At 68.3% G+C, this 26060-nt stretch carries 27 protein-coding genes and 2 tRNA genes; 13 read left to right on the top strand and 16 right to left on the bottom strand.

The genetic code is table 11. The features are described from left to right. The first annotated feature begins 19 nt into the window (after positions 1-19). The 3 genes from OB08_RS02940 (at position 20) to pknB (ending at position 5014) form a co-directional block, all read left to right on the top strand. On the top strand, positions 20-1486 hold the full coding sequence (locus OB08_RS02940) for a peptidoglycan D,D-transpeptidase FtsI family protein (protein WP_461471941.1): 1467 nt from the start codon (positions 20-22) through the stop codon (positions 1484-1486). Beyond that, on the top strand, positions 1483-3237 hold the full coding sequence (locus tag OB08_RS02935; protein ID WP_461471939.1) for a serine/threonine protein kinase: 1755 nt from the start codon (positions 1483-1485) through the stop codon (positions 3235-3237). The genes OB08_RS02940 and OB08_RS02935 overlap by 4 nt, the downstream gene beginning before the upstream one ends. A gap of 79 nt (positions 3238-3316) precedes the next feature. Further along, positions 3317-5014 carry a Stk1 family PASTA domain-containing Ser/Thr kinase gene (gene pknB / locus OB08_RS02930; RefSeq protein WP_461471937.1) on the top strand — a complete coding sequence of 566 codons (1698 nt, stop codon included), beginning with the start codon at positions 3317-3319 and terminating at the stop codon, positions 5012-5014. Positions 5015-5038: 24 nt separating this feature from the next. Here the strand turns inward: pknB and OB08_RS02925 are convergent, their stop codons facing one another. The 3 genes from OB08_RS02925 to OB08_RS02915 are packed head-to-tail and all read right to left on the bottom strand — an operon-like array spanning position 5039 to position 6622. Continuing rightward, positions 5039-5668: an anthranilate synthase component II gene (locus OB08_RS02925; protein ID WP_461471935.1), complete on the bottom strand. Its 630-nt coding sequence runs from the start codon at positions 5666-5668 to the stop codon at positions 5039-5041. 10 nt (positions 5669-5678) lie between these two features. Continuing rightward, positions 5679-5834, bottom strand: coding sequence for a hypothetical protein (locus OB08_RS02920; RefSeq protein ID WP_461471933.1), 156 nt, complete (start codon positions 5832-5834; stop codon positions 5679-5681). Further along, a complete protein-coding gene (locus OB08_RS02915; RefSeq protein ID WP_461471931.1) occupies positions 5834-6622 on the bottom strand; it encodes a class E sortase in 789 nt (262 codons plus the stop codon). Before OB08_RS02915 ends, OB08_RS02920 begins: the two co-directional genes overlap by 1 nt. Positions 6623-6676: 54 nt before the next feature. On the opposite strand from OB08_RS02915, the gene OB08_RS02910 reads away from it, so the two are divergent. Beyond that, positions 6677-6916 (top strand): cell division protein CrgA, encoded by a 240-nt coding sequence (locus OB08_RS02910; RefSeq protein WP_169582939.1) that lies wholly within the window; start codon positions 6677-6679, stop codon positions 6914-6916. 139 nt (positions 6917-7055) lie between these two features. On the opposite strand, the gene OB08_RS02905 is transcribed toward OB08_RS02910, so the two are convergent. Then, positions 7056-7949 carry a rhomboid family intramembrane serine protease gene (locus OB08_RS02905; protein WP_461471929.1) on the bottom strand — a complete coding sequence of 298 codons (894 nt, stop codon included), beginning with the start codon at positions 7947-7949 and terminating at the stop codon, positions 7056-7058. Positions 7950-7964: 15 nt separating this feature from the next. Continuing rightward, entirely contained in the window at positions 7965-8537 is a 573-nt protein-coding gene (locus OB08_RS02900; RefSeq protein WP_461471927.1) for a peptidylprolyl isomerase, read from the bottom strand. Between the two features lie 98 nt (positions 8538-8635). Between OB08_RS02900 and OB08_RS02895 the strand changes: the two genes are divergently transcribed. Together OB08_RS02895 and OB08_RS02890 are read left to right on the top strand one after the other, a co-directional pair. Next, complete coding sequence (locus OB08_RS02895; RefSeq protein ID WP_461471925.1) at positions 8636-9148, top strand: DNA helicase; 513 nt, start codon at positions 8636-8638, stop codon at positions 9146-9148. Then, entirely contained in the window at positions 9141-9614 is a 474-nt protein-coding gene (locus OB08_RS02890) for an aminoacyl-tRNA deacylase (protein ID WP_461471923.1), read from the top strand. Before OB08_RS02895 ends, OB08_RS02890 begins: the two co-directional genes overlap by 8 nt. Before the next feature lie 11 nt (positions 9615-9625). Here OB08_RS02890 and OB08_RS02885 read toward each other — a convergent pair whose 3' ends face one another. The 11 genes from OB08_RS02885 to dnaA form a co-directional block, all read right to left on the bottom strand. Then, a complete protein-coding gene (locus OB08_RS02885) occupies positions 9626-10051 on the bottom strand; it encodes an NUDIX hydrolase (RefSeq protein WP_461471921.1) in 426 nt (141 codons plus the stop codon). 53 nt (positions 10052-10104) lie between these two features. Then, the gene (locus OB08_RS02880) at positions 10105-10842 is read right to left on the bottom strand and encodes a Pr6Pr family membrane protein (RefSeq protein ID WP_461471919.1); all 738 of its coding nucleotides are present in this window, start codon (positions 10840-10842) and stop codon (positions 10105-10107) included. A 238-nt stretch (positions 10843-11080) separates the two neighbouring features. Next, positions 11081-11153 (bottom strand) — tRNA-Ala (locus OB08_RS02875). 13 nt (positions 11154-11166) lie between these two features. Continuing rightward, positions 11167-11240 (bottom strand) — tRNA-Ile (locus OB08_RS02870). 239 nt (positions 11241-11479) lie between these two features. Beyond that, positions 11480-11884, bottom strand: a complete 405-nt coding sequence (locus OB08_RS02865) for a DUF3566 domain-containing protein (RefSeq protein ID WP_461471917.1) — start codon at positions 11882-11884, stop codon at positions 11480-11482. Next, entirely contained in the window at positions 11881-14493 is a 2613-nt protein-coding gene (gene gyrA / locus OB08_RS02860) for a DNA gyrase subunit A (protein WP_461471915.1), read from the bottom strand. The genes OB08_RS02865 and gyrA overlap by 4 nt, the downstream gene beginning before the upstream one ends. A 31-nt stretch (positions 14494-14524) precedes the next feature. Then, the gene (gene gyrB / locus OB08_RS02855) at positions 14525-16564 is read right to left on the bottom strand and encodes a DNA topoisomerase (ATP-hydrolyzing) subunit B (RefSeq protein WP_461471913.1); all 2040 of its coding nucleotides are present in this window, start codon (positions 16562-16564) and stop codon (positions 14525-14527) included. 122 nt (positions 16565-16686) lie between these two features. Further along, on the bottom strand, positions 16687-17211 hold the full coding sequence (locus tag OB08_RS02850) for a DciA family protein (protein WP_461471911.1): 525 nt from the start codon (positions 17209-17211) through the stop codon (positions 16687-16689). Continuing rightward, positions 17204-18361: a DNA replication/repair protein RecF gene (gene recF / locus OB08_RS02845; protein ID WP_461471909.1), complete on the bottom strand. Its 1158-nt coding sequence runs from the start codon at positions 18359-18361 to the stop codon at positions 17204-17206. The genes OB08_RS02850 and recF overlap by 8 nt, the downstream gene beginning before the upstream one ends. 48 nt (positions 18362-18409) lie before the next feature. Beyond that, positions 18410-19561 carry a DNA polymerase III subunit beta gene (dnaN, locus tag OB08_RS02840; RefSeq protein ID WP_461471907.1) on the bottom strand — a complete coding sequence of 384 codons (1152 nt, stop codon included), beginning with the start codon at positions 19559-19561 and terminating at the stop codon, positions 18410-18412. A gap of 427 nt (positions 19562-19988) precedes the next feature. Further along, positions 19989-21323 carry a chromosomal replication initiator protein DnaA gene (gene dnaA / locus OB08_RS02835; protein ID WP_461471945.1) on the bottom strand — a complete coding sequence of 445 codons (1335 nt, stop codon included), beginning with the start codon at positions 21321-21323 and terminating at the stop codon, positions 19989-19991. Positions 21324-21755: 432 nt separating this feature from the next. On the opposite strand from dnaA, the gene rpmH reads away from it, so the two are divergent. From rpmH to OB08_RS02800, 7 genes are all read left to right on the top strand, one after another. After that, on the top strand, positions 21756-21893 hold the full coding sequence (rpmH, locus tag OB08_RS02830; protein WP_036304730.1) for a 50S ribosomal protein L34: 138 nt from the start codon (positions 21756-21758) through the stop codon (positions 21891-21893). A 9-nt stretch (positions 21894-21902) separates the two neighbouring features. Then, a complete protein-coding gene (gene rnpA / locus OB08_RS02825) occupies positions 21903-22238 on the top strand; it encodes a ribonuclease P protein component (RefSeq protein ID WP_461471904.1) in 336 nt (111 codons plus the stop codon). Beyond that, positions 22235-22591 (top strand): membrane protein insertion efficiency factor YidD, encoded by a 357-nt coding sequence (gene yidD / locus OB08_RS02820; RefSeq protein ID WP_461471902.1) that lies wholly within the window; start codon positions 22235-22237, stop codon positions 22589-22591. Before rnpA ends, yidD begins: the two co-directional genes overlap by 4 nt. An 8-nt stretch (positions 22592-22599) precedes the next feature. Next, positions 22600-23715, top strand: a complete 1116-nt coding sequence (gene yidC / locus OB08_RS02815) for a membrane protein insertase YidC (protein WP_461471900.1) — start codon at positions 22600-22602, stop codon at positions 23713-23715. A 44-nt stretch (positions 23716-23759) separates the two neighbouring features. Then, a complete protein-coding gene (locus OB08_RS02810) occupies positions 23760-24278 on the top strand; it encodes a Jag family protein (RefSeq protein WP_461471898.1) in 519 nt (172 codons plus the stop codon). A gap of 24 nt (positions 24279-24302) precedes the next feature. Further along, positions 24303-24929: a 16S rRNA (guanine(527)-N(7))-methyltransferase RsmG gene (gene rsmG / locus OB08_RS02805; protein WP_461471896.1), complete on the top strand. Its 627-nt coding sequence runs from the start codon at positions 24303-24305 to the stop codon at positions 24927-24929. A gap of 192 nt (positions 24930-25121) precedes the next feature. Next, positions 25122-25718, top strand: coding sequence for a GIY-YIG nuclease family protein (locus tag OB08_RS02800; RefSeq protein ID WP_461471943.1), 597 nt, complete (start codon positions 25122-25124; stop codon positions 25716-25718). Positions 25719-26060 lie beyond the last annotated feature (342 nt).

Raw genomic sequence — 26060 nt, 5'->3', positions numbered from 1 at the left:
CGGGTGATGATCGGCTGACATGACCAAAGAGTTGAGACGGCTCAGCATCCTGATGCTGATCATGTTCCTCGCACTGTTCGGCTCGACCAGCTGGATCCAGGTGATCAACGCCGAGGAGCTGTCCCAGAACCCGCGCAACACGCGCGCCCTCTACGACTCGTTCGAGGTGCAGCGCGGCTCGATCATCGCGAGCGGCACGGCCATCGCCTCGTCGGTGCCGTCTGACGACGTGTACAGCTGGCAGCGCGTGTACACCGAGCCCGACATGTGGGCGCCCGTCACCGGCTACATCAATCCGGCACTCGGCCCGGCTGCGGGCACCGGCATCGAACAGGCCATGAACTCCTACCTCAGCGGCACCGCCGGGTCGCAGTTCCTCTCGCGCATCGAGCGCATCTTCACCGGCCAGCCGCCCCGCGGCTCGAACGTGGCGCTGACCCTCGACGCGGACGTGCAGCGGGCGGCCTACGAGGCGCTGGGCGACCTCGAGGGCGGCATCCTCGCCATCGAGCCCTCCACCGGGCGCGTCCTCGCGATGGTGACGAGCCCGAGCTACGACACCAACCTGCTGGCATCCCACAACACCGACGAGGTGAACGCGACGTACGACGCGCTCGTCGCCGACCCGGGCAAGCCGCTGTCGAACCGCGCCATCGCCGGCGACCTGAACCCGCCCGGCTCGACGTTCAAGCTCGTCGTCGCGTCGGCCGCCCTCGCCTCGGGCGAGTACACGCCGCAGTCGACGTTCCCGAACCCGGCGTCGTACGTACTGCCCGGGACCAGCACCTCGATCCGGAACGCCGGCGGCGGGACGTGCGGTCCCGGCGCCACCGTCACGCTGGCTGACGCGCTGCGCCTGAGCTGCAACATCCCCTTCGCGGAGCTCGCGGTCGAACTCGGCGACACCGCGATACGCGACGAGGCCGTGAAGTACGGCTTCGACCGCTCGTTCGAGCTCCCGCTGGTCTCGACGCCGTCGAGCTACCCGCGCACGATCATGGACGACGCGCAGACGGCTCTGAGCGGCTTCGGCCAGGGCCAGGTGACGGCCACGCCGCTGCAGATGGCGATGGTGTCGGCCGGCATCGCCAACGGCGGCGTCGTGATGAACCCGATGATGGTCGACCGCGTGATCGGCCCGGATCTCTCGGTGCAGGAGACGTACGACAGCACCGAGTTCGGCCGGGCTCTCGACCAGGAGATCGCCGACGAGCTGGTCGCGATGATGGTCGCCAATGTCAAGGACGGCGCGGCCTCGGGTGCAAGAATAGAGGGCGTCGACGTGGCCGGTAAGACCGGCACCGCGGAGAACGGGCCGGACGACCCGTACTCGCTGTGGTTCACCGGGTTCGCGCCCGCGGACGACCCGCAGGTCGCCGTGGCGGTCGTCGTCGAAGGCGGCGGTGGGCAAGGACAGTCCGGGAGCGGCAACACCATCGCCGCGCCCATCGCAAAGAAGGTCATGGAGGCGGTGCTGGGCAGATGAGACCGACGCAGGGCGTGACCTTCGGCGGCCGCTACGAGCTTGATTCGCGGATCGCGATCGGCGGCATGGGCGAGGTATGGGAGGCGACCGACCACGTCATCGGACGGACGGTCGCCATCAAGATCCTCAAAGACGAGTACATGGGCGATCCCGGGTTCCTCGAGCGCTTCCGCGCCGAAGCCCGGCACGCGGCCCTGGTGAACCACGAGGGCATCGCGAGCGTCTTCGACTACGGCGAGGAGAACGGCAGCGCCTTCCTCGTGATGGAGCTCGTTCCGGGCGAGGCCCTGTCGACGATCCTCGAACGCGACGGGTCGCTCTCGACCGACAAGACGCTCGACATCGTGGCGCAGACGTCGGCCGCGCTGCAGGCGGCTCACGCCGCGGGGCTGGTGCACCGCGACATCAAGCCGGGCAACCTGCTGATCACGCCCGACGGGCGGGTGAAGATCACCGACTTCGGCATCGCGCGGATCGCCGACCAGGTTCCGCTCACCGCGACCGGCCAGGTGATGGGCACGGTCCAGTACCTGTCGCCCGAGCAGGCCTCCGGCCACCCGGCATCCCCCGCCACCGACACGTACTCGCTGGGGATCGTGGCCTACGAGTGCCTCGCGGGCAAGCGCCCCTTCACCGGCGAGTCGCAGGTCGCGATCGCGATGGCGCAGATCAACGAGCAGCCGCCGCCGCTGCCGCCGACCGTGGCGGTGCCGGTGCAGAACCTCGTTATGGCCATGATCGCCAAGAAGCCCGAGGAGCGGCCGGCGTCCGCCGCCGCCGTCGCGCGTGCGGCGACCGCCCTGCGCCGCGGAGACGTCGCCGCGGCCGCGGCCGCCGTCCCCGCCGTCGCCACGGGTGCCGCCGTCGGCGACGACATGACGCAGGTGCTCACCGCGGGCGGCGCCACGGGTGCGGCCACGATGCTGCTGCCGGCGGCCGACGCCGAGGCCCTCGAGGCCGAGGAGGAGACCGAGAAGAAGAAGCGCAGCCCCTGGACCTGGCCGCTGATCGCGCTCATCATCCTGCTGCTGCTCGTACTCGGCGGAACGATCTGGGCGCTCATCGCCAACAACCAGAGCGGCGGCGGTCCCGAGACGCCCTCAACCTCGGCGAGCACGCCGAGCACGACGCCGTCGAGCACGCCGACGCCCACGCAGACGACCGAGGAGCGCGTCGACGTCGGCTCGCTCGACCTCGGCGGCAAGACCTGCGACCAGGCCCGCGCCATCGTCGAGGACGCCGACCTCGTCGCCAACTGCACCACCGGCAACGCGGCGCCGACCGAGGGCGACGTCGGGCTCATCTACGACATCAACCCCACGGGCCGCGTGCCCGTCGGGACGACGATCAACCTCACCGCGTACGGTCCGCAGACGCCGATGCCCGCGCCGGGCGCTCCGACCTTCGCCGCGCCGACGGTCGCCCCCGGCGGCACGATCCAGGTCAACTGGCCGCAGTACTCGTGCCCGGCCGGCGAAGGATCGGTCAGCGCGTACAACCTCACCGCGACGAACGGCACGTTCGGCAACGGGCAGTCGACGTCGGCCTTCGGCCAGGGCGACCGCAGCGCGCAGATCACCGTGCCGACCAACGCGACGGGCAACGTGACGGTCACCTACACCGTGACCTGCTCGGGCGGCCCGTCGGGCGAGCGCACCTCGGGCGCCTCGCCGGAGGCGACCGCGACGATCCAGGCCGACGACGGCGGCGACGGCGGCGACGAAGGCGGCGAGGGCGACACCACGCCGTGATGGTCGGCGGGCGGGGAGCCGAATCGGCTCCCCGCCGCCGCTCGGCTAGTGTGGCTGTTGTTCCACGCAGGGAGTGAACGTGACAGCTGAGCCGCGGGTGCTTTCGGGGCGCTATCGCATCGACGAGCCCATCGGACGCGGCGGCATGGCCAGCGTGTACCGCGGCTACGACCTCACGCTCGGCCGCGCCGTCGCGATCAAGATCCTCGACCGCGAACTCGCCGGCGACAACGCCTTCCGCACCCGGTTCCGCCTCGAGGCCCAGGCCGCCTCGCGCATGGCGCACCCGACGATCGTGCGCGTGTACGACGCGGGCGAAGACACCGACACGAATCCCGACGGGACCGTCCGGCCGGTCCCCTTCATCATCATGGAGCTCGTCAAGGGCGCACTGCTCAAGGACATCATCTCGGCGGGCCCCGTGCCGGTCACCGATGCGGTGCGCTACGTCGACGGCATCCTCGAGGCTCTCGAGTACTCGCACCGCGCCGGTGTCGTCCACCGCGACATCAAGCCCGGCAACGTGATGGTCACCGAGGCCGGCCAGGTGAAGGTGATGGACTTCGGCATCGCACGCGCGGTGTCCGACAGCTCGTCGACCGTCGCCGAGACGACCGCCATCCTCGGGACGGCCGCCTACTTCTCGCCGGAGCAGGCGAAGGGCGAGCCGGTCGACGCGCGCGCCGACCTCTACTCGGCGGGGGTGGTGCTGTACGAGCTGCTCGCCGGCCGGCAGCCCTTCCGCGGGGAGTCCCCGGTGGCGGTCGCCTACCAGCACGTGAGCGAGGCTCCTCTGCCGCCGTCGGAGGTCAACGAGACGGTGCCCCGCTCGCTCGACGCGGTCGCCCTGCGCGCCCTCGCCAAGGATCCCTTCCAGCGCTACCAGGACGCCGCGAGCTTCCGCGAGGCGCTCGACGCGACGATCGACGGACGCTCGCCGTCGAAGCGCCAGGTCGGCGCCCTGACGAGCGAGCTCTATGGACCCAACCCGAAGCAGGCGGCCGAGACGGCCCGCTCGCTCCGCCAGCTCAGCACCGACACCACCATGAAGCGCACGCAGGCCGGTCCGCCCGTGGCGTGGATCTGGGCAGGCTTCGGGCTGCTCGCCGTGCTGCTCATCTCCGTGCTCTTCTGGGTGATGTCGATCAACAGCCCGACCGACAATGTGCCGTCGACGGCACGCATCGTGCCCGAGGTCACGGGCATGACGTACGACCGCGCCAACGAGGAGCTCCTCCAGGAGGACCTCGCGGCGTTCCGCGTCGATGAGGAGAACGCCGACGTGCCCGAGGGCATCGTGATCCGCACGGATCCGGAGGGTGGCACCTCGGTCAACCCCGAGCAGACCGTCCGCGTCTACGTGTCTCTGGGGCAGGAGATGTCGACCGTTCCTCCGCTCGAAGGACTGGGGCAGGATGCCGCGACCGCCGCGCTCGAGACGGCCGGCCTCACCCTCGGGTCGGTGACGCAGCGCAACGACGCCTCGCTCGCAGCCGGCACGGTGATCGCTGCCGACCAGCCCGAGGGGTCGACGGTGCCCACGGGAACCGTCGTCAACCTCACCGTCGCGTCCGGCAAGATCACGATCAACGACGTGACCGGCTACACGGTCGAGGCCGCCCAGCGCGAGCTCGAGGCACTCGAGCTGACCGTGACCACCAAGGAGGATCCGTCGTGCACCGCGGCCGCTCCGCCGACGGTGTCGACGCAGTCGCTTCCGCCGGGCGACGTGCCGGTGCGCTCGACCATCGAGCTGGGCTTCTGCTCCGGAGCGTAGTGCCGTCGCGGGTCGAGCCCCCACTCAGCGGCGTGGGCCGAGCGCAGCGCCTCGCGATGCGGCATCCGCGAATCCCGCCGTCTCCAGCCAATTGCCCAGCAGGAGATGCCCGCCCTCGGTGAGCACGCTCTCGGGGTGGAACTGCACGCCCACGATGGGCGCGGTGCGGTGCGCGAGTCCCATGATCACCCCGCCTGCCGTGCGGCTGGTGACGACGAGGTCATCGGGGAGCGTCGACGGCTCGACGGCCAGCGAGTGGTAGCGCGTCGCCGTGAACGGGTCGGGCAGGCCGGCGTAGAGCGAGCTGCCGTCGTGGTGCACGAGCGACGTCATGCCGTGCATGAGCTCGGGCGCGTGGCCGACCGTGGCGCCGAAGGCCTCGGCGATCGCCTGGTGCCCGAGACACACGCCGAGGAGCGGGATGCCCGCCTCCGCAGCCGCTCCGACGACGGCGATCGACGCGCCGGCGTCGGCCGGTGTGCCGGGTCCGGGCGACACCAGGACGGCACGGTAGGGGGCGATCAGCGTGTCCGCATCGGTGACGGCATCGGCTTCGACCAGATCGGTGGCGACGCCCAGCTCGTGCAGGTACCCGACGAGGGTGTGGACGAAGCTGTCGTGGTTGTCGACGACGAGGACGGGCGCCGCGCTCATCGGCGGCACCTCACTCGACGGTGACTTCCTGCGGGTTGACGAACTGGCTCACCCACGGGAAGGCATAGAAGAGCAGCCCGTAGAGCACCGCGGCCACGAGGATCAGGAGGATCAGCACCCTCACCCACCAGGGGCCGGGGAGCACGTGCCACAGTGCGGAGTACATCAGGCCACCACCTCGAGGGATGCCGGTGCTCCCGCCGAGCGGGGAGTGAACGACTCGAACACGCCGTACGCCACGATGCGTTCGGCCATGGAGAACATCGGACTGCAGCTGGTCATCGTGATGTACGGGGTTCCGGCCGGCACGTCGAGCGCCTGGGGAACGGGAAGCAGCACCTCGACCTCGTCCGGCGTCACGTACTCGAGGGTGCGGAAGCGGTAGGTGTACCAGCCCTCCTCGGTCTCGACGACGATCGCGTCGCCGACGCGCAGCTCCGCGATGCGGTTGAACGGCTTGCCCCACGTCGTGCGGTGGGCGGCGACGGCGAAGTTGCCCGCCTCACCGGGCATGCTCGTGCCGGGGTAGTGGCCGATGCCGATCGGATCGAGCGTGTTGGCGCGCGTGACCCCGCCGGCCATCGGCACGGCGTAGTCGGCGCCGAACCGGGGGATGTGCATGACCCCGAATCGTTCGGCGTCGGCGGGCTCGTCGAGGATGATCGGGTCGGCGGTCACGGGCTCCTCGCCGGGATCGGGCGCGGCGCCCGGCTCGTTGGTGCCGGGATAGGCGTCGGCCCACTCCTGCGAGATCTCGTGACCGGTCGCGTTGCGCTCGGCGCCGTAGATCATGTCGCCCACCCAGAGCTGCCAGACGACGTAGAGCAGGACGAGCACACCGCCGGTGATGAGGAGCTCGCCGATCACGCCGACGACCGACGTGCCGCGCTTCGCACGCGCGCGCGAGTGCCGGGGTCCGGCATCCCCCACGCCGCCGGCCAGAGCTTCCTCCACAGCTGGATTCTAGCCAGCGCACGCTGAGGGGCGGCTGGCAGTTAGACTTCTCACATGGCACGACCCGGCAAAGAAGACGACTCGCTCGTCGAGCGCGCAGAAGGCGAGGCTGCACCCAACCCGGTGTGGTTCAAGCCGATCATGATCGGCCTCATGCTGATCGGCCTCGTATGGGTGCTGGTGTTCTACCTCAGCGGCATGCAGTACCCGATCCCCGGCATCGCCGGGTGGAACCTCGTGATCGGCTTCGGCATCGCCTTCCTCGGCTTCCTCATGACCACGCGGTGGCGCTAGCCTCCACCCCCACGACGACAAAGCCCCGGCGCGACCGGGGCTTTTCGTTGCCTCCGAGTTGTTAACAACTCTGTTAACACCTGTGAATTACACCGCTGTCATTCATCCCCATGTGTGGATGAACCTGTGGATAACTCTGTCAGCGGAGCACGATCGACGGCACGAGCAGCGGGACGAGCAGCAGCGCGACGAGCACCGCGAACACCCCCGCCAGCAGAAGGATCTGAGCCGTCCGCTGCCGCGGCGCCCGCGTGCGGGTGAGGATGAACGCGACGAGCAGGCCGGTGAGAAGCCCGCCGATGTGCGCCTGCCACGAGACGTTGAAGCCGGGGACGAACCCGATCACCAGGTTGATGCCCAGCACGATCACGATCCCGGTGATGTTCGCCCCGATGTGGCGCCCGATGACGAGCAGTGCTCCGAACAGGCCGAAGATGGCTCCGGACGCGCCGACCACGGGCGTGAGGAACGACAGCAGCGCGACTGCCACGGAGCCGCCCAGGGCGCTGAGCACGTACAGCGTGAGGAAGCGCCAGCGCCCGAGCAGCGGTTCGAGGCTCCGGCCGATCATCCACAGCGCGAGCATGTTGAGGCCGAGGTGCCAGAAGCCGCCGTGCACCAGGGCCGCCGTCACGAGGCGCCACGGCTCGAATCGCCCGGTCAGCTCCGGGTAGAGCGTCGGCGCGAAGAAGAGCAGGCTCTCCTGGATACTCGCGCCCAGGCCGCCGGGGATCAGGGTGAGCAGGTACGTGAACGCCGTGATCGCGATGATCGAGTAGGTGACGATCGGGCGCGAGTCGGACAGGGTCACCGCGCGCGGACGTGACCACCGGCGCTCGGCCTTCCGCTGGGCGGGGGAGGCCGCTTTCTGCTGGTCGCGCAGGCACTCCGGGCAGATGACGCCCACCGCGGCGGGGGTCTGGCACTCGGGGCAGATCGTGCGCAGGCATCGCTGACAGAGCACGAAGCTCTGACGGTCGGGATGCCGGTAGCAGAAGTTGTCGCTGTTGCGACGCAGGTCGTCGGTGGTCACGGAGCGGCGGGAGGCCTAGACCGCGGCGATGTCGACCGACTGCAGCACGACCGGCTCGATCGGACGGTCGCCCGCCGCGGTCGGCACCTCGCTGATCGTGTCGACGACGGCCTTGGAGGCGTCATCGGCCACCTCGCCGAAGATGGTGTGCTTGCCCTGCAGCCACTCAGGTCCGCGACCGCCCTGGCCGGGGACGGTGATGAAGAACTGCGAGCCGTTCGTGCCCTCGGCCTTGCCGGTGATGGCGTTGCGGCGCAGGCCGGCGTTCGCCATCGCGAGCTTGTACGGCTCGGTGAAGGTCAGCTCGGGGCTGATCTCATCGTTGAAGGTGTAGCCCGGACCGCCAACGCCCTGGCCGAGCGGGTCGCCGCCCTGGATCATGAAGCCGGCGATGATGCGGTGGAAGACGACGTCCTTGTAGAGAGGGCCTTCGCCGGGCTGGCCGGTGGCGGGGTGGGTCCAGGAACCGGATCCGTCGGCGAGGCCGATGAAGTTCTGGACGGTGCGAGGGGCGTGGTCACCGAAGAGGTTGACGACGATGTCGCCGTAGTTGGTGTGGAACGTGGCGACAGCGGTGTGAATCGGCATTGCTACATTCTTCCAGAGTTCTGTGCAACCCCTCCCGCCTCCCCGCAGGTCTGGCAAGATGGGTCGAACCAGATCCCCGGTTCGATCAGGAGGGCATCGTGAGCCTCAGCCGCAAGCGCAAGAAGGAACTCCGCAAGCTCCAGACCCAGGCGACCAGCCTGTGGGAGACGCAGCAGGTCCTGGTCGGTGAAGCCGCCGCCGTCGCGCGCGAGGCGGGCCGGCAGCTCGGTCACCTCAACCGCGAAGAGATCAAGCCGCGCGTCGCCGCAGGCTACGAGACGTACGCCGCCCCCTACGTCGAGAAGGGCAAGCGCGTCGTGAACGGCACGCTGGTGCCTGCCGCGGGTGCCGTCGTCGGCTCGGCGATGTCGGTGTGGGATGCCGCGAACGACACGCGTTCGCGTCTGGCTTCGGGCCGCGGGCTCGACCTCTCCTCCTTCAAGAAGCCGGCGCCCGCGCCGGTCAAGAAGGGCATGGGCGCCGGTGGCGTCATCGCGATCATCCTCGGCGTGGCGGCCGCGCTCGGCGTGCTGTACGCGGCGTGGCAGACCCTCCGTGCCGACGACGAACTCTGGGTGGCCGACGACCCGCTCCGCGCACCGGATGCCTGATCCCCTCGACCGGGTGCGCGACGCGGCATCCGCTCGAGGGCTCGAGATCGAGCTCCGTGAACGCCCGGTCGCGAACAGCCTGAACGAGGCTGCCGCGATCCTCGGCATCGCCCCGGCGGGCATCGTGAAGACCCTCGTGGTCAAGCGCAGCGATGACACGTTCCTGTTCGCGCTGGTGCCCGGCGACCGGGCGATCTCCTGGCCGAAGCTTCGCGCCGTCGTCGGGGTCAACAAGCTCCAGCTCCCCGACCCGCAGCGCGCCCTCGAGGCGACGGGGTACGAGCGCGGGACGATCGTGCCGATCGGCAGCGCGCACGACTGGCCGATCTACGCCGACGAGCAGATCGTCGGCCAGCGCGTCGCGATGGGCGCCGGCGCCCACGGCTACAGCCTCTTCGTCGATGCCGATGCGCTCATCGCCGCGTACGGCGCGACGGTCGCCGACATCTCGCAGCCCGCCGGGTAGCGGCATCCGCTCTACTTCTCGTCAGCCATCTCGAGGGCGATGTCGACGAGCTTCACCCGCTGGAGCTTGCGCACCTCGCCCCGGGGGAACCAGGCGGCCATGTCCGTTGAGCCGTCCTTCTCGTTGCGCAGCTTGCCGCCGACGACCCGCGCGCGGTAGATGATGCGCAGGGTGTGGAGCGGTTCGGTCACTCCGGGGGTGAGGCGCCGGCCGGGCGGGATGACCCGCGAGTGGATGCCGAGCAGCGCGTCGAGTGCGACCTTGTATCCGGTCTCTTCGCGCACCTCGCGCCGTGCGGCGTGCTCGGGGTCTTCGCCCGGTTCGAGCCCACCGCCCGGCATCGTCCATGCGGCCCGGCGACCCTCGTTCCAGTGCGCGAGGAGCAGGCGGTCGTCGGCGTCGAAGACGACGGCATAGGCCGCGACGCGCAGATCCATGCTTCACCCTAACCGGCGACCCGCCACGAGAGCGGGTCGCCGGTCGGAGAGCGTCACACCTGGACGGTGTCGGCCTCGCTCTTCGCCTCGCTGCGCAGCGCCCGACGGCGCTCGCGGTACCGGTCGAGGGCGATGATGCCGGCGCCGATGGCGAGGAAAGCCACGAAGATGCCGGCGATGTACATCAGCGCCGAGCCCCAGCCTCCGGGACCGTGCGGGTCGAGGAACGGATACGGGTACCAGTAGGGCGCCGCACCTGACGGGTCACCGACGAGCTCGCCGCGAACCATCGTGTAGAGCAGCCATCCCAGCGGGTAGGCGACGAAGACGCCGAGGCTCCACCAGGGCAGCGCGCGACGCCTGCCTGCGAACAGCAGGTCGACCAGCAGGTAGAGCGGGAGCACGACGTGCAGCACCTCGATGGCCCACGTGTCGAGCATCGCGATGCCGGCCGAGTCGCCCAGGGCGGCTCCGCTCGGGCCGCCCCGCAGCAGGACGTTGTACACGACGCCCAGCAGGATGATCGGAGCGGTCACGACGCCCATCGCGAGGGAGATCGTCATCGGCTCGCGCTCGGCGGTGGGGTGCAGCCGCGCCCACGCGGCGGCTGCGGTGAGGGCGACGACGCCCATGATCGTGGAGACGATGGTGAACATGCTGAAGTAGTTGGCGAGGACATCCGAGAGGTCTTGCCCTTGCCGCGTGGCGCGGTCGACATTGACGATGTATCCCGCCGCCACACCTGACAGCCCGGCAGCCGCGGCCGCGAGCCTCATCCATGACCAGTACATGGTGTTGCCTTTCGACTCGAACAATGGTGCCCCCCAAGTTCGATGAGGAAGTTCTACCGTCGCTCGGACCACCGTCGCTGAGATGCTGTCGTCGAAATCGAACGAACGGATCGACGTTGCCGCGGGTTCTTGTGTGGGATCTACATAATGTCCACCGCATGGGGGACGATGTCGACAAACGCTTTCCAGACCGGCGACGGAACGCAGAAAAGCCGCCCTTATCGGACGGCTTTCGGAGTGGAGCCTAGGAGATTCGAACTCCTGACATCCTGCTTGCAAAGCAGGCGCTCTACCAACTGAGCTAAGGCCCCGGGGGCAATCGGGTGGGGCTACCAGGACTTGAACCTGGGACCTCTTCATTATCAGTGAAGCGCTCTAACCGCCTGAGCTATAGCCCCGTCTGCTGAAACGCTCACGCGTCATCAACCTCAGAGACTTTACCCGACGCGGACGGTTTTCACGAATCGGGACGGGCGGCGCGACCGCCTTCGTGCGGTCGTGCACCACGCGCGGCGGAGGAGCTCACGGCGCATCGGCGCCACCTGGCTCATCGGCACGCTCCTGGGCACGACGGTGGTCTGAACCCGGGAAAACGGAACGGGCCCGGTCGAAGACCGGGCCCGTTCCTCGTGCGATGTCAGTTCGAGGTGAAGCCGACGAGCAGTCCGCCGGTGACCTTGACGGCGAGGTTGTAGATGCCGGCGAGCACCGCACCCAGAACCGTCACGACGATGAGATTCAGGATCGCGACTATCGCCGAGAACGCGAGCACCTGCGGAAGGCTGACGAAGTTCGACAGCAGGATGCTGCCGTCGGTGAAGTTGCCGAAGAACTCGTCCGCGCGGGCGATGACGTTCGTCGCCTGCAGGACGAAGAAGACGAGCACGAACGACACGACCGTCACGACGGCGATGGCGATCGCGGCGAGGAAGGACAGCTTGACCGCCGACCAGAAGTCGACGTACACCAGACGGAGCCGGACCTGCTTGGCGCTCGTCTTGTGGCTGGATTTCTTTGCGAGCTTGTCGGCTACCGTGCTCATGCGTCAGTACTCTCTTCGGGGGTCTGGGGGGAGGCCTCGGGGGCGGCGGACTCCGGCTCGCCGGTCTCGGCGGTCTCGCCGTTCTCAGCGTTCTCGGCCAGTCCTCGCTCTCCGTTACGCGCGATCGCGATGATGCGATCCTCGTCGGCGGCACGGGCGAAAACGACGCCCATGGTGTCGCGGCCCTTGGCGGGGACCTCGGCCACGGCAGAGCGTACCACCTTGCCGCTGGCAAGAACCACAAGGACCTCGTCGTCTGCGGAGACGATCAGGCCGCCCGCCAGATCGCCCCGATCCTCGTTCAGACGAGCCACCTTGATGCCCAGTCCGCCACGATTCTGGACGCGGTACTGGTCGACCGACGTGCGCTTGGCGTAGCCGCCCTCGGTGACGACGAACACGAACTCGTCGTTGCGCGCGACCGAGGCCGACAGCAGGCTGTCGCCGGCTCGGAAGTCCATGCCCTTCACACCGGAGGTCGACCGGCCCATCGGCCGCAGCGCGCCGTCCGTCGCCGAGAAGCGGAGCGACATGCCGCGCCGGCTGATGAGGAGGATGTCGTCACCCTCGTCGACGAGCAGTGCGCTCACCAGCTCGTCGTCGGAGCCCACGGACTCGTCGTCCGTCTCGTCCGGCGACTGACCGCGCAGCTTGATGGCGATGATGCCGCCCTGGCGGTTGGTGTCGTACTCCGTCAGGCGGGTCTTCTTCACCAGGCCGCTGCGGGTCGCGAGCACGAGATACGTCGCGACGCTGTAGTCGCGGATGTCGAGGATCTGCGCGATCTCCTCGTCCGGCTGCAGCGCGAGGAGGTTCGCGACGTGCTGACCCTTCGCGTCGCGGCCGGCCTCCGGCACTTCGTACGCCTTGGACCGGTAGACGCGGCCCTTGGTGGTGAAGAACAGCAGCCAGTGGTGGGTCGTGGTGACGAAGAAGTGCTCGACCACGTCGTCGGCGCGCAGCTGTGCGCCCTTGACGCCCTTGCCGCCGCGGTGCTGCGAGCGGTAGTTGTCGCTGCGCGTGCGCTTGATGTAGCCGTCGCGCGTGACCGTGACCACCATCTCCTCTTCGGGGATGAGGTCCTCGATCGACATGTCGCCGCCGAATCCGTGCAGGATCTCGGTGCGGCGGTCGTCGCCGAAGCGATCGACGATCGCGGTGAGCTCCTCGCGGATGATGGTGCGCTGACGCTCGGGCTTGGCCAGGATGTCCTGGAAGTCGGCGATCCGGATCTCGAGCTCGCTCGCCTCGTCGATGATCTTCTGGCGCTCGAGGGCCGCGAGGCGACGCAGCTGCATCTGCAGGATGGCGTCGGCCTGGTCGTTGTCGATCTCGAGGAGGTCCTTCAGGCCCTCACGCGCGTCGTCGACCGTCGCCGAGCGGCGGATGAGCGCGATGACCTCGTCGAGCGCATCGAGCGCCTTGAGGTAGCCGCGCAGGATGTGCATGCGCTTCTCGGCCTCGCGCAGACGGAAGGTCGTGCGCCGGACGATGACCTCGATCTGGTGGTCGATCCAGTGCGAGATGAAGCCGTCGAGCGGGAGCGTGCGGGGCACGCCGTCGACGATCGCGAGCATGTTCGCGCCGAAGTTCTCCTGCAGCTGGGTGTGCTTGTAGAGGTTGTTCAGCACGACCTTGGCGACGGCATCCCGCTTCAGGACGATCACGAGGCGCTGGCCGGTGCGGCCCGAGGTCTCGTCGCGGATGTCGGCGATGCCCGTGATCTTGCCCTCGCGAGCCAGATCACTGATCTTCACCGCGACGTTGTCGGGGTTGACCTGGTACGGCAGCTCGGTGATCACGAGGCACGTCCGGCCCTGGATCTCCTCGACGTTGACCACGGCGCGCATCGTGATCGAGCCGCGACCGGTGCGGTAGGCGTCCTTGATGCCGCGCGTGCCGAGGATCTGCGCCCGCGTCGGGAAGTCGGGGCCGGGGATGCGCTCCATGAGCGCCTCGAGGAGCTCTTCGCGCGAGGCATCCGGGTTCTCGAGCGCCCACAGCGCACCCGACGAGACCTCGCGGAGGTTGTGCGGCGGGATGTTGGTCGCCATGCCGACCGCGATGCCGACCGACCCGTTCACGAGGAGGTTCGGGAACCGCGCCGGCAGAACCGTCGGCTCCTGGGTCTGGCCGTCGTAGTTGGGCTGGAAGTCGACGGTCTCCTCTTCGATGTCGCGCACCATCTCTAGGGCGAGCGGAGCCATCTTGGTCTCGGTGTACCGCGGCGCGGCGGCGCCCTGGTTGCCGGGCGAGCCGAAGTTGCCCTGGCCCAGCGCGAGCGGGTAGCGCAGCGCCCACGGCTGGACGAGTCGCACGAGGGCGTCGTAGATCGGGGCGTCGCCGTGCGGGTGGTACTGACCCATGACCTCGCCGACGACGCGCGAGCACTTCGAGAACGACTTGTCGGGACGGAAGCCGCCGTCGTACATGCCGTAGATCACGCGGCGGTGCACCGGCTTGAGGCCGTCGCGCACGTCGGGCAGCGCGCGCCCGACGATCACGCTCATCGCGTAGTCGAGGTAGCTGCGCTGCATCTCGAGCTGCAGGTCGACCTGGTCGATCTTGCCGTGGTCGTGGAAGGGGGCGGGGCGTTCTTCGTCAGCCATGTTCACTCAGTTCTGCGTAAGGGGAACGCGCTCAGATGTCGAGGAAGCGCACGTCTTTGGCGTTGCGCTGGATGAACCCGCGCCGCGACTCGACGTCCTCGCCCATCAGGATGGTGAAGATCTCGTCGGCCGCGGCCGCGTCGTCGATCGTCACCTGCTTCAGCGTGCGGGTCTGGGGGTCCATCGTGGTCTCCCAGAGCTCGTGGTCGTTCATCTCGCCGAGACCCTTGTAGCGCTGGATCGCATTGTCCTTCGGGATGCGGCGTCCGGCCGCGATGCCGTCGGCGAGGAGTGCGTCGCGCTCACGGTCGCTGTAGGCGTACTCGTGCGCGGAGTTCGACCACTTCAGCCGGTAGAGCGGCGGCTGCGCGAGGTAGACGTATCCGGCCTCGATGAGGCCGCGCATGTAGCGGAAGAGCAGAGTGAGCAGCAGCGTGGTGATGTGCTGGCCGTCGACGTCAGCATCGGCCATCAGGACGATCTTGTGGTACCGCGCCTTCTGGATGTCGAAGTCCTCGCCGATGCCCGTGCCGAAGGCCTGGATCATCGCCTGGACCTCTTTGTTGCCGAGGGCACGGTCGAGGCGCGCGCGCTCGACGTTGAGGATCTTGCCGCGGAGGGCGAGGATCGCCTGCGTGTGAGGATCACGGCCCTGCACCGCCGAGCCGCCGGCCGAGTCTCCCTCGACGAGGAAGATCTCGCTGATCGACGGATCCTTGCTCGTGCAGTCCTTCAGCTTGTCGGGCATCGCCGCCGACTCGAAGACGCTCTTGCGTCGCGCGGTCTCCCGCGCCTTGCGTGCCGCGAGGCGCGCGGTCGCGGCGTCGATCGCCTTGCGCACCACGTTCGTAGCCTGCTGCGGGTTGCGGTCGAACCAGTCGCCGAGCTGGTCGCCGACCACCTTCTGGACGAATGCCTTCGCCTCGGTGTTGCCGAGCTTCGTCTTGGTCTGCCCCTCGAACTGCGGCTCGGAGAGCTTCACCGACAGCACCGCGGTGAGACCTTCGCGGATGTCTTCGCCGGTGAGGTTGTCGTCCTTCTCCTTGAGGAGGTTCTTGCCGCGGGCGTACTTGTTGACGAGGGTCGTCAGGGCCGCGCGGAAGCCCTCCTCGTGGGTGCCGCCCTCGTGGGTGTTGATCGTGTTCGCGTAGGTGAAGACGTTCTCGGTGTAACTCGTCGTCCACTGCATCGCCAGCTCGAGCGCGATGTTGCGGTCGGTGTCTTCGGACTCGAAGTCGATGATCTCGTCGTTCACGACGTCGGCGTGACGCACCTTGTTGAGGTGCTCGACGTAGTCGACGAGACCGCGCTCGTAGAGGAAGCTATCGTGCCGCGCCGTGAGCTCATCGGTCTCGGATGACTCGTCGACCTCGGTGAGGCCTTCGGGCCGCTCGTCGCGCAGGCTGATGCGGAGGCCCTTGTTGAGGAAGGCCATCTGCTGGAAGCGCGTGCGGAGCGTGTCGTAATCGAAGTCGATCGTGTCGAAGATCGAGGCATCCGGCCAGAAGGTGATCGTCGTGCCGGTCTCGTCGCTCGCCTCGCCCTTCTCGAGCGGAGCGAGGGGCTGCCCGCCGTCGCGATACGACTGCCGCCACACGTGACCCTGTCGCTTGACCTCGACCTCGAGGCGCGTCGAGAGCGCGTTCACGACAGACGACCCGACACCGTGGAGTCCGCCCGAGACGGCGTATCCGCCACCGCCGAACTTGCCGCCGGCGTGCAGCACGGTGAGCACGACCTCGACGGTCGACTTGCCCTCGGTCTTGTGCATGTCGACCGGGATGCCGCGTCCGTTGTCGACGCAGCGGACCCCGCCGTCTTCCAGGATCGTCACCTCGATGGTGTCGCAGTACCCCGCGAGCGCCTCGTCGACGGAGTTGTCGACGATCTCCTGCACGAGGTGGTGGAGGCCGCGCGCACCGGTCGAGCCGATGTACATGCCGGGGCGCTTGCGGACTGCCTCGAGACCCTCGAGCACCTGGATGGCGTCTGCCCCGTACTCGTTCGGAACCGTCTCGGCGCGGCGTGCTTCGGGTTCTTCGGGAACGCTGTCGGGGTTAACGGACGTCATAGGTCAGAGCGCTCCAGATCGTTCGGTGGGGGCCCTGACAGTCTATCAAGTATGGCTTCGGATGGCGGGCTTATACGCCCCTGTGGAGGCCGGAAATCGTTCCGGACGATATCTGACGTGACTCAGCCGTAGGTATCGCGCGGGCCACGCCCTGGAATCGTTCTGGGGCCCCATTTCCAGGAGGGGACGTCCGGGCCGATGAAGCGGATCGCGTCGACCCCCGCCTCCGGGAATCGGCGGACGATCTCGGACAGGATGTGCGCACGCATCAGCTGAAGCTGCTTCGCCCACGCCGTGGAATCGGCCTGAACCGTCAGCGTCCCCTCCGAGAACGCGACCGGACGCGTGTGCCGTGCGGTGTCGTCGCCGGCCACATCCGACCACGCGCGCACCACGTCTTCGCGGGCGAGCTCCTTGTCCCACCCGGCCTCCCGGGTGAGTGCGGAGAGCACATCGCCCACGCCCCTCGGGTCGCGGCCCGCGGTGAACGGAGCGTTCTCGTCGTCATCGCCGCGCCGGCGGCGCTTCTTGCGGAACGAGCGCGCCGAGGGCTCGAGTCCGCGCAGCCGCAGATAGGTCGCGACCGTCTCGGGCACGGTGTCGGGAGCGGATGCCTCGCCCCCGGCGGGCACGGCCGGATCAGGCATCCGCCGCCTCCAGAATCGTGCCCGCCTCGACACGCACGATCCGTGCGCGCAGGGCAGTGGGCACGTCCTCCTCGACCGCGGCCGTCACGACGACCTGCTCGTAGCCGCCGGCGAGCTGCGCCAGTCGCGCGCGGCGGTCGGCATCGAGCTCGGCGAAGACGTCGTCGAGGATCAGCACGGGGTCGCCGAGACGGGAGTCCGCCCTCAGGAGCTCGGCCGAGGCGAGGCGCAGCGCGAGGGCGACCGACCACGACTCGCCGTGCGACGCGTAGCCCTTGACCGGGAGTCCGCGCACCCGGAGCACAAGGTCATCGCGGTGCGGGCCGACGAGCGTGAGCCCGCGATCGAGCTCGGCGGTGCGGCGGTCGGCGAGGGCGTGACGGAACTGCTCGGAGATACGCGAGACGGATGCCTCGGATGCCGGCGCATCCGCTCCCTCTTCGGGGTCGGCACCCGACACCGAGAGCGCCCATTCGGCCTCGGGTCGGTGGTCGGCGCCCGCGATCGCGGCATAGGCCGAGGACAGAGGGCTCGCGAGGTCGGCGGCGAGGCCGAGACGGGCCTCGATCACCTCGGTGCCGAGCGCGACGAGCTTGTCGTCCCACACATCGAGCGTCGTCAGCGCATCGCCGCGGATGCCGCGGGCCTTCGCCGACTTGAGCAGGGCGGTGCGCTGCTTGAGGACACGGTCGTAGTCGGCGAGGACGCCGGCCATGCGAGGCGCCCGCTGCACGAGCAGCTGATCGGCGAAGCGTCGCCGTGCGGACGGATCTCCGCGGACGATCTGGAGATCCTCCGGTGCGAAGAGCACGACCTGCGCGTAGCGAGGCAGCTCGGCGGGCTTCACGGGCGCTCCGTTGACACGCGCCTTGTTGGACCCCTGCCGGTTGAGCTGCGCCTCGAGGAGCACTCGGCGCTCTCCGTGCGCGAGGCGGGCGCGGATGATCGCGGCGTCCGCTCCGTCGCGGACCATCGGAGCGTCGTTCGAGACGCGGTGCGAGCCCAGCGTGGCGAAGAAACCGATGGCTTCGGCGAGATTCGTCTTGCCCTGGCCGTTGCGGCCGACGAAGACGTTGGGCCCGGGGGCGAGCGAGACGTCGGCGACCGCGTAGTTGCGGAAGTCGACGAGACTCAGCTGCTCCACGATCACCGGTCAAGCCTAATGAGCGATTCCGACGTCACCCTCGCGGGTGCCCGGTCAGCGAAGCAGCAGGTTCGGCTGCAGCAGGTAGCGGAACGAGTCGGCCCCGGCCTTGTCGACCGACGTCTGCGGCGTGACCAGGACCGGGCTCAGCTTGTTCGCGTTCTCGCTGGAGGTGAACGTGATGCGCACGAACTCGCTCTTGACGGCGCTCAGCGATTCGAGCAGGTACTGCGGATTGAGTCCGAGCGTCACGTCCTCACCGACGAGGTTCGCGTCGACCGACTCCGTCGCGCGGGCCTGCTCGGTGCCCGAGGCGTCCATCGACACGCTGTCGGTGGTGAACGTGAAGCGCAGCGGCGCCGAGCGGTCGAGCACGAGCGACACACGACGCACCGCCTCGGCGAGCTCCGCGGTGTTCACGACCGCGTGGTGCTCCGTCGCTTCGGGGAACAGCCGGCGGACGGGCGGGAAGTTGCCCTTGATGAGCAGCGAGGTGACCGTCTTGTTCCCGGCGGTGAAGGCGATGATCTCGCGGTCGCCCGAACCCGAGAAGGCGATGGAGATGTCGCCGCCGTGCGCGAAGGTCTTGCCGACCTCGGTGAGCGTGCGTGCGGGGACCAAGGCCGTCGTCGGCTCGTCGGACGCGGAACCGCCGCCGTCCCACGGGATCTCACGCAACGCGACACGGTAGCGGTCGGTGGCGACCAGGCTCAGGCCGGTGCCCGACACCTCGAGCTGGACGCCGGTGAGGACGGGGGTGACGTCGTCGCGTGACGCGGCGAAGGCGACCTGCGCGATGGCGGTCGCGAAGTCTTCGGAGGGCACGAGACCGGAGTCGCCGGTGACCTCGGGAATCGCCGGGTACTCCTGCACCGGCATGGACGCGAGGGTGAAGCGCGCCGAGCCGCACGTGAGCAGGATGCCGCCGTCTTCGTCGACCTCGACCTGGATCGGCGCGTTGGGCAGGCGGCTCGCGATCTCGGACAGCAGCCGGCCGTGGACGAGGATCGTGCCCGGCTCGTCGACGGTGGCCTCGATCGTGGTGCGAGCGGATGCCTCGTAGTCGAACGCGGCGAGCGACAGACCCGCCTCGGATGCCTCGATCAGCACACCGGCCAGGATCGGCTGCGGGTTGCGCTGCGGCAGGAGCTTGACGACGAATGACACGGCTTCGCTGAACACATCGCGATTGACGTGGAACTTCACGAATGCTCCCTCGACGGCGGTTGGGCCTCCCACACTAGTGGCAGGCCGTTCCGATGCTAGCCCCGAAGGGACGAGGCATCCGTCCACCGCTCTTTCCACCGTCGAGGTGATCGGACGGGGAATCTTCAAATACTTCTTGTCATGGTGTTAACGGCTGTGGAAACTGTGGACAACTCGGCCGATCCCAGTCGGCACACCGGAATCACATCTTTGTGAGATGTGGAACGGCTGCGGACGGAGTTCCGGAGGGATGCTCGCGGGCCGTCGGCCGTTCGACATTCATCCACAGGCTGTCGCCGACCGCTCACAGAGTTTCCGCAGGGCCGGGGAGTTATCCACAGGTTTTCCACACTGTGAAGAACGCAAATGATGGCGTTCTCATCTTTCGGTGTCAAGCACTTCTTGCGGCATATGTCCGCAAGCGCGATCAGCGGCCGTTGCGGCCCAGCTGCGCGGTGATCTCGGAGACCTGGTTGTAGATCGAGCGTCGCTCTTTCATGAGGTCGCTGATCTTCTTGTACGCGTACATCACCGTCGTGTGGTCGCGGTTGCCGAAGAGCTGGCCGATCTTGGGCAGCGACAGGCTCGTGCGCTCGCGGCACAGGTACATGGCGATCTGACGGGCCGTCGCGACCGACTGAGACCGGCTCGAGCCGTACAGGTCGTCGACGGTGAGCTTGAAGTACTGTGCCGTCGCCGTGATGATGTCGGTCGGCGAGATGACGTTGGCGTCGTCCTGGTCGACGATGTCGCGGAGGACCGTCTGCGCGAGAGACATGTCGAGCGTCGAGCGATTCAGGCTCGCGAAAGCCGACACGCGGATGAGCGCGCCCTCCAGCTCGCGGATGTTGCTCGAGACCACCGTCGCGATGTACTCGAGCACCTCGTCGGGGATGTGGAGGCGCTCGGACTGCGCCTTCTTCCGAAGGATCGCGATGCGCGTCTCGAGGTCGGGCGCCTGCACGTCGGTGATGAGACCCCACTCGAAGCGGCTGCGCATGCGGTCCTCGAAACCGGTCAGGTGCTTCGGCGGGACATCGCTCGTGATCACGACCTGCTTGTCGTGGTCGTGGAGCGTGTTGAAGGTGTGGAAGAACGCCTCCTGCGTCTCGGCACGACCCTGGAGGAACTGGATGTCGTCGATCAGCAGCACGTCGACATCGCGGTAGCGCGCCTGGAACGCCGAACCGCGGTTGTTCGCGATCGAGTTGATGAAGTCGTTCGTGAACTCCTCACTCGAGACGTACCGCACGCGGATGCCGCTGTAGAGGCTCATCGCGTACTCGCCGATGGCGTGGAGCAGGTGGGTCTTGCCGAGACCCGAGTCGCCGTAGATGAACAGCGGGTTGTACGCCTTCGCCGGCGCCTCGGCGACCGCGACCGCGGCGGCATGGGCGAAGCGGTTCGACTGCCCGATGACGAAATTGTCGAACGTGTACTTCGGGTTGAGTCGGGTGTCGCTGCGCGAGCCGGCGGATGCGGCATCCGTCGCCTCCTCGCGCGGAGCGCGCGTGACCGGTGCCGGCGCAGGAGCCGCTGCCGGCGAGATCGGCGCCTGGCCGACCTGTGACTGCACGGGAATGGGGGCGGTGAGGTGCGCGTCGGCGAGGTCGGGGTTGACGACGACGCGGAAGGTGCCGGCGCGCGTGGCGTCGTCCTGCTCGACGCGGGCGAGCGCCTCCATGATCGGCGCACGCATGCGCTTGGTGAACTGCGCCGCGGTGAGGTCGTTGGGGACGTCGAGGTAGAGGGTGCCGCCCATCACGCCCTGGGGAACCGCCAGGCTGAGGAAGCCATGCAGCTGCGGAGTGATGCGCTCATCTCCGAGAAGCTCGTCGAGCACCGCCGACCAGACAGGAACATCTGGAACTTCGTGCGGTGACATGGCCCCCCCGGGTTGTTGATAGGTCTTCCGGAGGTCCCGGATTACGGGTTCCGGGCCTGTGGATAACTGCCGGAGCCACGCTAGTCAGCGGCGGTCCCGGGAGCAAACTCCACTGTAGATCGGGCTGGTGTGTCGTGCCAGGACGGATGCCGCGACCCGTGGATAATGCCACGTCGACCTGTCTCGGTTTGAGTTCTCAGGCTGTCCGGCGTACCCTAAATCGGTTGACTTATGCCCTCGCGGCAGTCCCTTTGTACGTAGCGTCTCCGGTCTCAGAGTCCCGGTGACACCTGATCCGGAAGTGATCCCATGAGCAAGCGCACCTTCCAGCCCAACAACCGCCGTCGCGCCAAGAAGCACGGCTTCCGCGCCCGCATGCGCACCCGCGCCGGTCGCGCCATCCTCTCGGCTCGCCGCGGCAAGGGCCGCACCGAGCTCTCGGCCTGACCCCGAGCGGTGCTGGCGAGGCCGAACCGACTCACCCGCGGAGCGGAGTACAAGGCCGTCGTCCGTCGGGGTCGCCGGTGTGCCGGTGTGCACACCGTGACCTACGTGAACAGCGCCGTGGCCGATGGCCCGGCGCGGTTCGGTTTCATCGTCAGCCGTGCCGTCGGCGGCGCCGTGGTGCGCAACACCGTGCGGCGCAGGCTGAAGGCGCTGTGCGCCGAGGCGCTGCCGACGGTCCGTGACGGCAGCGACATCGTGATCCGCGCCCTCCCGAGTGCTGCGACGGTCTCGTTCGGCGAGCTCCGCGACGAAGTGACGCGATGCCTGGCCCGGAGGGCGGCATGAGCGTCCTTCCGGCGTACGCCCTCGGCGACGCGCACCTCGAGGCATCCGGTCTGGCTCGCGCCGTTCCGCTGCTCCCCCGCAATGCCGCGCTGGCGCTGCTGCACGGCTACCGCGCCACCATCTCGCATACGTACGGCGATGTCTGCAAGTACTACCCGTCGTGCTCGGCCTATGCGGTCGGTGCGGTGCAGCAGCACGGCGTCGTCATCGGGTCGGCTCTGACGGCTCGCCGCCTCGCACGCTGCCACCCCTGGGCGGTCGGCGGCGTGGACGACGTGCCGCCCCACGCGAACTTCCGGCACGCCCTGACCCCGCGGGGTTTCGTCGTGCCACTCCCCTCTGGAAAGGACTGATCCTCCGCATGGATCTCTTGCTCGCCTCCACGTCGACACCCGCCCCGGACGCGGGCGGTGGCTTCGACCTGATCGGAATCATCCTGTGGCCGCTCAAGTGGGCGGTCGAGGCGGTCCTCGTCTTCTGGCACTGGCTCTTCACCGCGATCGGCCTGCCGCCGGCGGACGGCATCACCTGGGTGCTGTCCATCGTCGGTCTCGTCATCGTGGTGCGCTCGGCCCTCATCCCCCTCTTCGTGCGGCAGATCAAGAGCCAGCGAAAGATGATGGAAATCGCTCCTGAACTGCGAAAAGTTCAGGAGAAGTACAAGGGCAAGCGCGACCAGCTCTCTCGCGAGGCGATGAGCCGCGAGACCATGGCGCTGTACAAGAAGCACGGCACCACCCCCGTCTCCAGCTGCCTGCCGCTGCTCGTGCAGATGCCGATCTTCTTCGCCCTGTTCAGCGTGCTCAACGACGTCACGAAGCACTACAACGACGGCATCGGCGGCGTGGGCCTCCTGAACGCCACGCTCACGGCCGAGTTCTACAACGCGAAGCTCTTCGGCGTCGCATCGCTGCACGAGACGCTCATCGACGCCGTGAACACCGGCAACACGGCGGCCATCGCAATCCTCGCGACGCTCGTCGTGCTCATGATCGCGTCGCAGTTCTTCACGCAGCTGCAGATCATCTCGAAGAACCTCTCCCCCGAAGCCAAGACCGGCCAGGCCTACCAGATGCAGAAGATCATGCTCTGGGTGCTTCCCTTCGCGTTCGTCTTCTCGGGTGTCTTCTTCCCGCTCGGCGTCGTCATCTACTGGTTCGTCTCGAACCTGTGGACCATGGGGCAGCAGTTCCTCGTCATCCGCGAGATGCCGACCCCCGGGTCCGAGGCGGCCAAGGAGCGTGAGGAGCGGCTCGCACGCAAGGGCAAGGCGATCGACTCGTCGGGCAAGGTCGTGCCGATGGAGAAGTACCTCGCCGAGCAGCAGCGCCTGTACGAAGAGGCTGAGAAGGCGCGCGCGGCCGCCCCCAAGCGCCAGCAGCCCGTGAGCAAGCAGCGCGCGAAGAAGCAGACGCAGAAGCAGCCGAAGCCCGGCGGCGCGGACTCCTCCGGGACCGCCGCCGGACCGGCATCCTGACTCCGCTCGCGTTCCCGAGCCGACCCGAACCCTCAGAGGACATCATGACCAGCACGCCTGACTTCGCGCCCACCGAGGTGGCATCCGAGCGCGAGCCCGCGACCGTCGAGCAGCTCGAGCAGGAAGGCGACATCGCCGCCGACTTCCTCGAGGGACTTCTCGATATCGCCGACGTGGACGGCGACCTCGACCTGGATGTACGCGCGGGTCGCGCGTATGTCTCCGTCGAGGCGCCCGAAGGCGGATCGGTCTCGCTCATCGCCGACCCCGACACGGTGCAGGCGCTCCAGGAGCTCACCCGCATCGCGGTCCAGAACCGCACCGGCCGGTTCTCGCGCCTGATCCTCGATGTCGGCGGATCACGCGACACGCGACAGCGCCAGCTCGCGACTCTCGTCGACCGAGCCATCGATCGCCTCGAGAACGGTGCCTCGCAGGCATCCCTGCCGGCGATGTCGAGCTACGAGCGCAAGCTGGTGCACGACATCGTGTCGGAGCGCGGCTTCGTGTCCGAGTCGTACGGCGAAGGCGCCGACCGCCACACCGTCATCCGCCGCGGCTGACGACGCGTTTCACGTGAAACATCGATGACTGGAATCGAGCAGGAGCCGGCTGCCGCTGAGGCGATCTTCGGCGACCGGGTCGCGCTGGCCCGACAGTTCACCGAGGCACTGGGCCGTCACGGCGAGGAGCGGGGCCTCATCGGTCCTCTCGAGCTGCCCCGGCTGTGGACGCGGCACATCCTGAACAGTGCCGTGATCGCTCCCCTGTTCTCGCCGGGACGCGTGGGCGATGTCGGCTCTGGCGCCGGCCTGCCCGGTCTCGTTCTCGCGATCGCGCGTCCGGACGTCGACTGGGTGCTGATCGAGCCGATGGAGCGCCGCGTCACGTGGCTGACCGAGCAGGTCGACGCCCTGGGGCTCAAGAATGTCGAGGTCGTCCGGGCCCGTGCGGAGGACTGGAAGTTCGGAGCGGTGCTGGATGCGGTGACCGCGCGCGCCGTGAGCGCGTTGCGCACGCTCGTGCCGATCACCGCTCCCCTGGTTCGGGATGGCGGCGAGCTGATTCTGCTCAAGGGTGCGAGTGCCGGGAACGAGATCGAGGCGGCGGAGAAGCAGCTGCGGAAGTTCCGCGTGACGAACGCTCGGGTGGAGCTCGTGGGCGAGGGGCTGCTCGAAGAGCCTTCGAGGGTGGTGCGTGCGACGGTCCGCTGACCGTTTCACGTGAAACATCGCGCCGGGTCGCTGGCCGTCGGCGTCAGTGTCCTGCCGATCGAGTAGCCGTCGCGGCCGCTCCCCGCCGATCTACCGAGCCCGCCAATCGTTCTGAAGCTCACCATCGCTCCGGCTCGGTGGCCCGATCCAGCCTCGACGCTTCCCGACACCTCGGCGCTAGACGTGCCCCTCATGCGCGCTACGTGCGGCTGCAACGACCGGCAGGGAGTCTCCGCGCGCAGATGGATCAATCCTCAGTCGCCCCCGCGTTCGAGAGGGAGCGTTCACCGGCATCATCGTCGAGTCGACCGATGGAGCAGTCCACGGCGGGCGCGTCGAGACTCAGGTGGGCGCACCGTGACATTCGCAGGATTTCTGGTAGCCGGGAATGCTCTTAGCGAGTCGCACGCCCACTTTCTGGCGTCCGATCGCGACTCGTCGACGTTTCACGTGAAACATCGATGGGATATCCGGCGAGCGGCGCGTCGCTCCCGCACGCTGCGGTGCGCGTTGGCCCTGCATCTCGCCGACGAACGAATACTCCATACCGGACTGTGCCGTGGGTCCGCCCACCAATCGGTCCCCGGGGCCCCGAAGCGGTGCTGCACACGCGATCGTAACTGGATGCCACACATGTACATCCTCGAGTGCTCCAACCGCTCGCTCTACGTCGGAAGCGCACGCAACCTCGAGCACCGACTTGCGCAGCACGGTGAGGGCGAAGATCGGCGCACACGCGCACACGTCTGCCCGTCGCCCGCTGTACTTCGAGCGGTTCGACCGTGTTGATGATGCGTACGTCGCGAGAAGCAGGTGCAAGCGTGGAGCCGCGCGAAGCGGGCTGGCGCTCGTGAGCGAGCAGCTCGAGAAGCTCCTGGCCTGAGCAAGAAGGCGTTCCCAAAAGGGGTCTGATCGATCGGAGCGGTTTGGCGTTTCACGTGAAACATCAGCGGGGGCGTTGATACGGTCGCAGGCGGCCTGCTCGACCGGCGAGGTGAGGCAAGGTTTGCGGATCGAGTAGCCGCGGAGCGGCGTATCGGGATCTTACGGGAGGTGAAGGGGTCCGATACTTCGCTGGCGCGCCATTCGACCGGCGGGGTGAGGGAGGAAGCGCCTACTCGACCGGCGGGT

It is taken from the genome of Microbacterium sp. HJ5, assembly GCF_054824025.1.
Note: the sequence above shows the minus strand (reverse complement) of the source record. Positions and strands in the feature narration are given on the sequence as shown.

What these genes read in the sequence shown, in the direction of transcription:
- OB08_RS02940 (WP_461471941.1), top strand. Translation starts at nt 20, where the DNA reads ATGACCAAAGAGTTGAGACGGCTCAGCATCCTGATGCTGATCATGTTC.
- OB08_RS02935 (WP_461471939.1), top strand. Translation starts at nt 1,483, where the DNA reads ATGAGACCGACGCAGGGCGTGACCTTCGGCGGCCGCTACGAGCTTGAT.
- OB08_RS02925 (WP_461471935.1), bottom strand. Translation starts at nt 5,668, where the DNA reads ATGAGCGCGGCGCCCGTCCTCGTCGTCGACAACCACGACAGCTTCGTC.
- OB08_RS02920 (WP_461471933.1), bottom strand. Translation starts at nt 5,834, where the DNA reads ATGTACTCCGCACTGTGGCACGTGCTCCCCGGCCCCTGGTGGGTGAGG.
- OB08_RS02910 (WP_169582939.1), top strand. Translation starts at nt 6,677, where the DNA reads ATGGCACGACCCGGCAAAGAAGACGACTCGCTCGTCGAGCGCGCAGAA.
- OB08_RS02900 (WP_461471927.1), bottom strand. Translation starts at nt 8,537, where the DNA reads ATGCCGATTCACACCGCTGTCGCCACGTTCCACACCAACTACGGCGAC.
- OB08_RS02890 (WP_461471923.1), top strand. Translation starts at nt 9,141, where the DNA reads ATGCCTGATCCCCTCGACCGGGTGCGCGACGCGGCATCCGCTCGAGGG.
- OB08_RS02885 (WP_461471921.1), bottom strand. Translation starts at nt 10,051, where the DNA reads ATGGATCTGCGCGTCGCGGCCTATGCCGTCGTCTTCGACGCCGACGAC.
- OB08_RS02880 (WP_461471919.1), bottom strand. Translation starts at nt 10,842, where the DNA reads ATGTACTGGTCATGGATGAGGCTCGCGGCCGCGGCTGCCGGGCTGTCA.
- OB08_RS02865 (WP_461471917.1), bottom strand. Translation starts at nt 11,884, where the DNA reads ATGAGCACGGTAGCCGACAAGCTCGCAAAGAAATCCAGCCACAAGACG.
- gyrA (WP_461471915.1), bottom strand. Translation starts at nt 14,493, where the DNA reads ATGGCTGACGAAGAACGCCCCGCCCCCTTCCACGACCACGGCAAGATC.
- gyrB (WP_461471913.1), bottom strand. Translation starts at nt 16,564, where the DNA reads ATGACGTCCGTTAACCCCGACAGCGTTCCCGAAGAACCCGAAGCACGC.
- OB08_RS02850 (WP_461471911.1), bottom strand. Translation starts at nt 17,211, where the DNA reads ATGCCTGATCCGGCCGTGCCCGCCGGGGGCGAGGCATCCGCTCCCGAC.
- dnaA (WP_461471945.1), bottom strand. Translation starts at nt 21,323, where the DNA reads ATGGGCGGCACCCTCTACCTCGACGTCCCCAACGACCTCACCGCGGCG.
- rpmH (WP_036304730.1), top strand. Translation starts at nt 21,756, where the DNA reads ATGAGCAAGCGCACCTTCCAGCCCAACAACCGCCGTCGCGCCAAGAAG.
- yidD (WP_461471902.1), top strand. Translation starts at nt 22,235, where the DNA reads ATGAGCGTCCTTCCGGCGTACGCCCTCGGCGACGCGCACCTCGAGGCA.
- yidC (WP_461471900.1), top strand. Translation starts at nt 22,600, where the DNA reads ATGGATCTCTTGCTCGCCTCCACGTCGACACCCGCCCCGGACGCGGGC.
- OB08_RS02810 (WP_461471898.1), top strand. Translation starts at nt 23,760, where the DNA reads ATGACCAGCACGCCTGACTTCGCGCCCACCGAGGTGGCATCCGAGCGC.
- rsmG (WP_461471896.1), top strand. Translation starts at nt 24,303, where the DNA reads ATGACTGGAATCGAGCAGGAGCCGGCTGCCGCTGAGGCGATCTTCGGC.
- OB08_RS02800 (WP_461471943.1), top strand. Translation starts at nt 25,122, where the DNA reads ATGCGCGCTACGTGCGGCTGCAACGACCGGCAGGGAGTCTCCGCGCGC.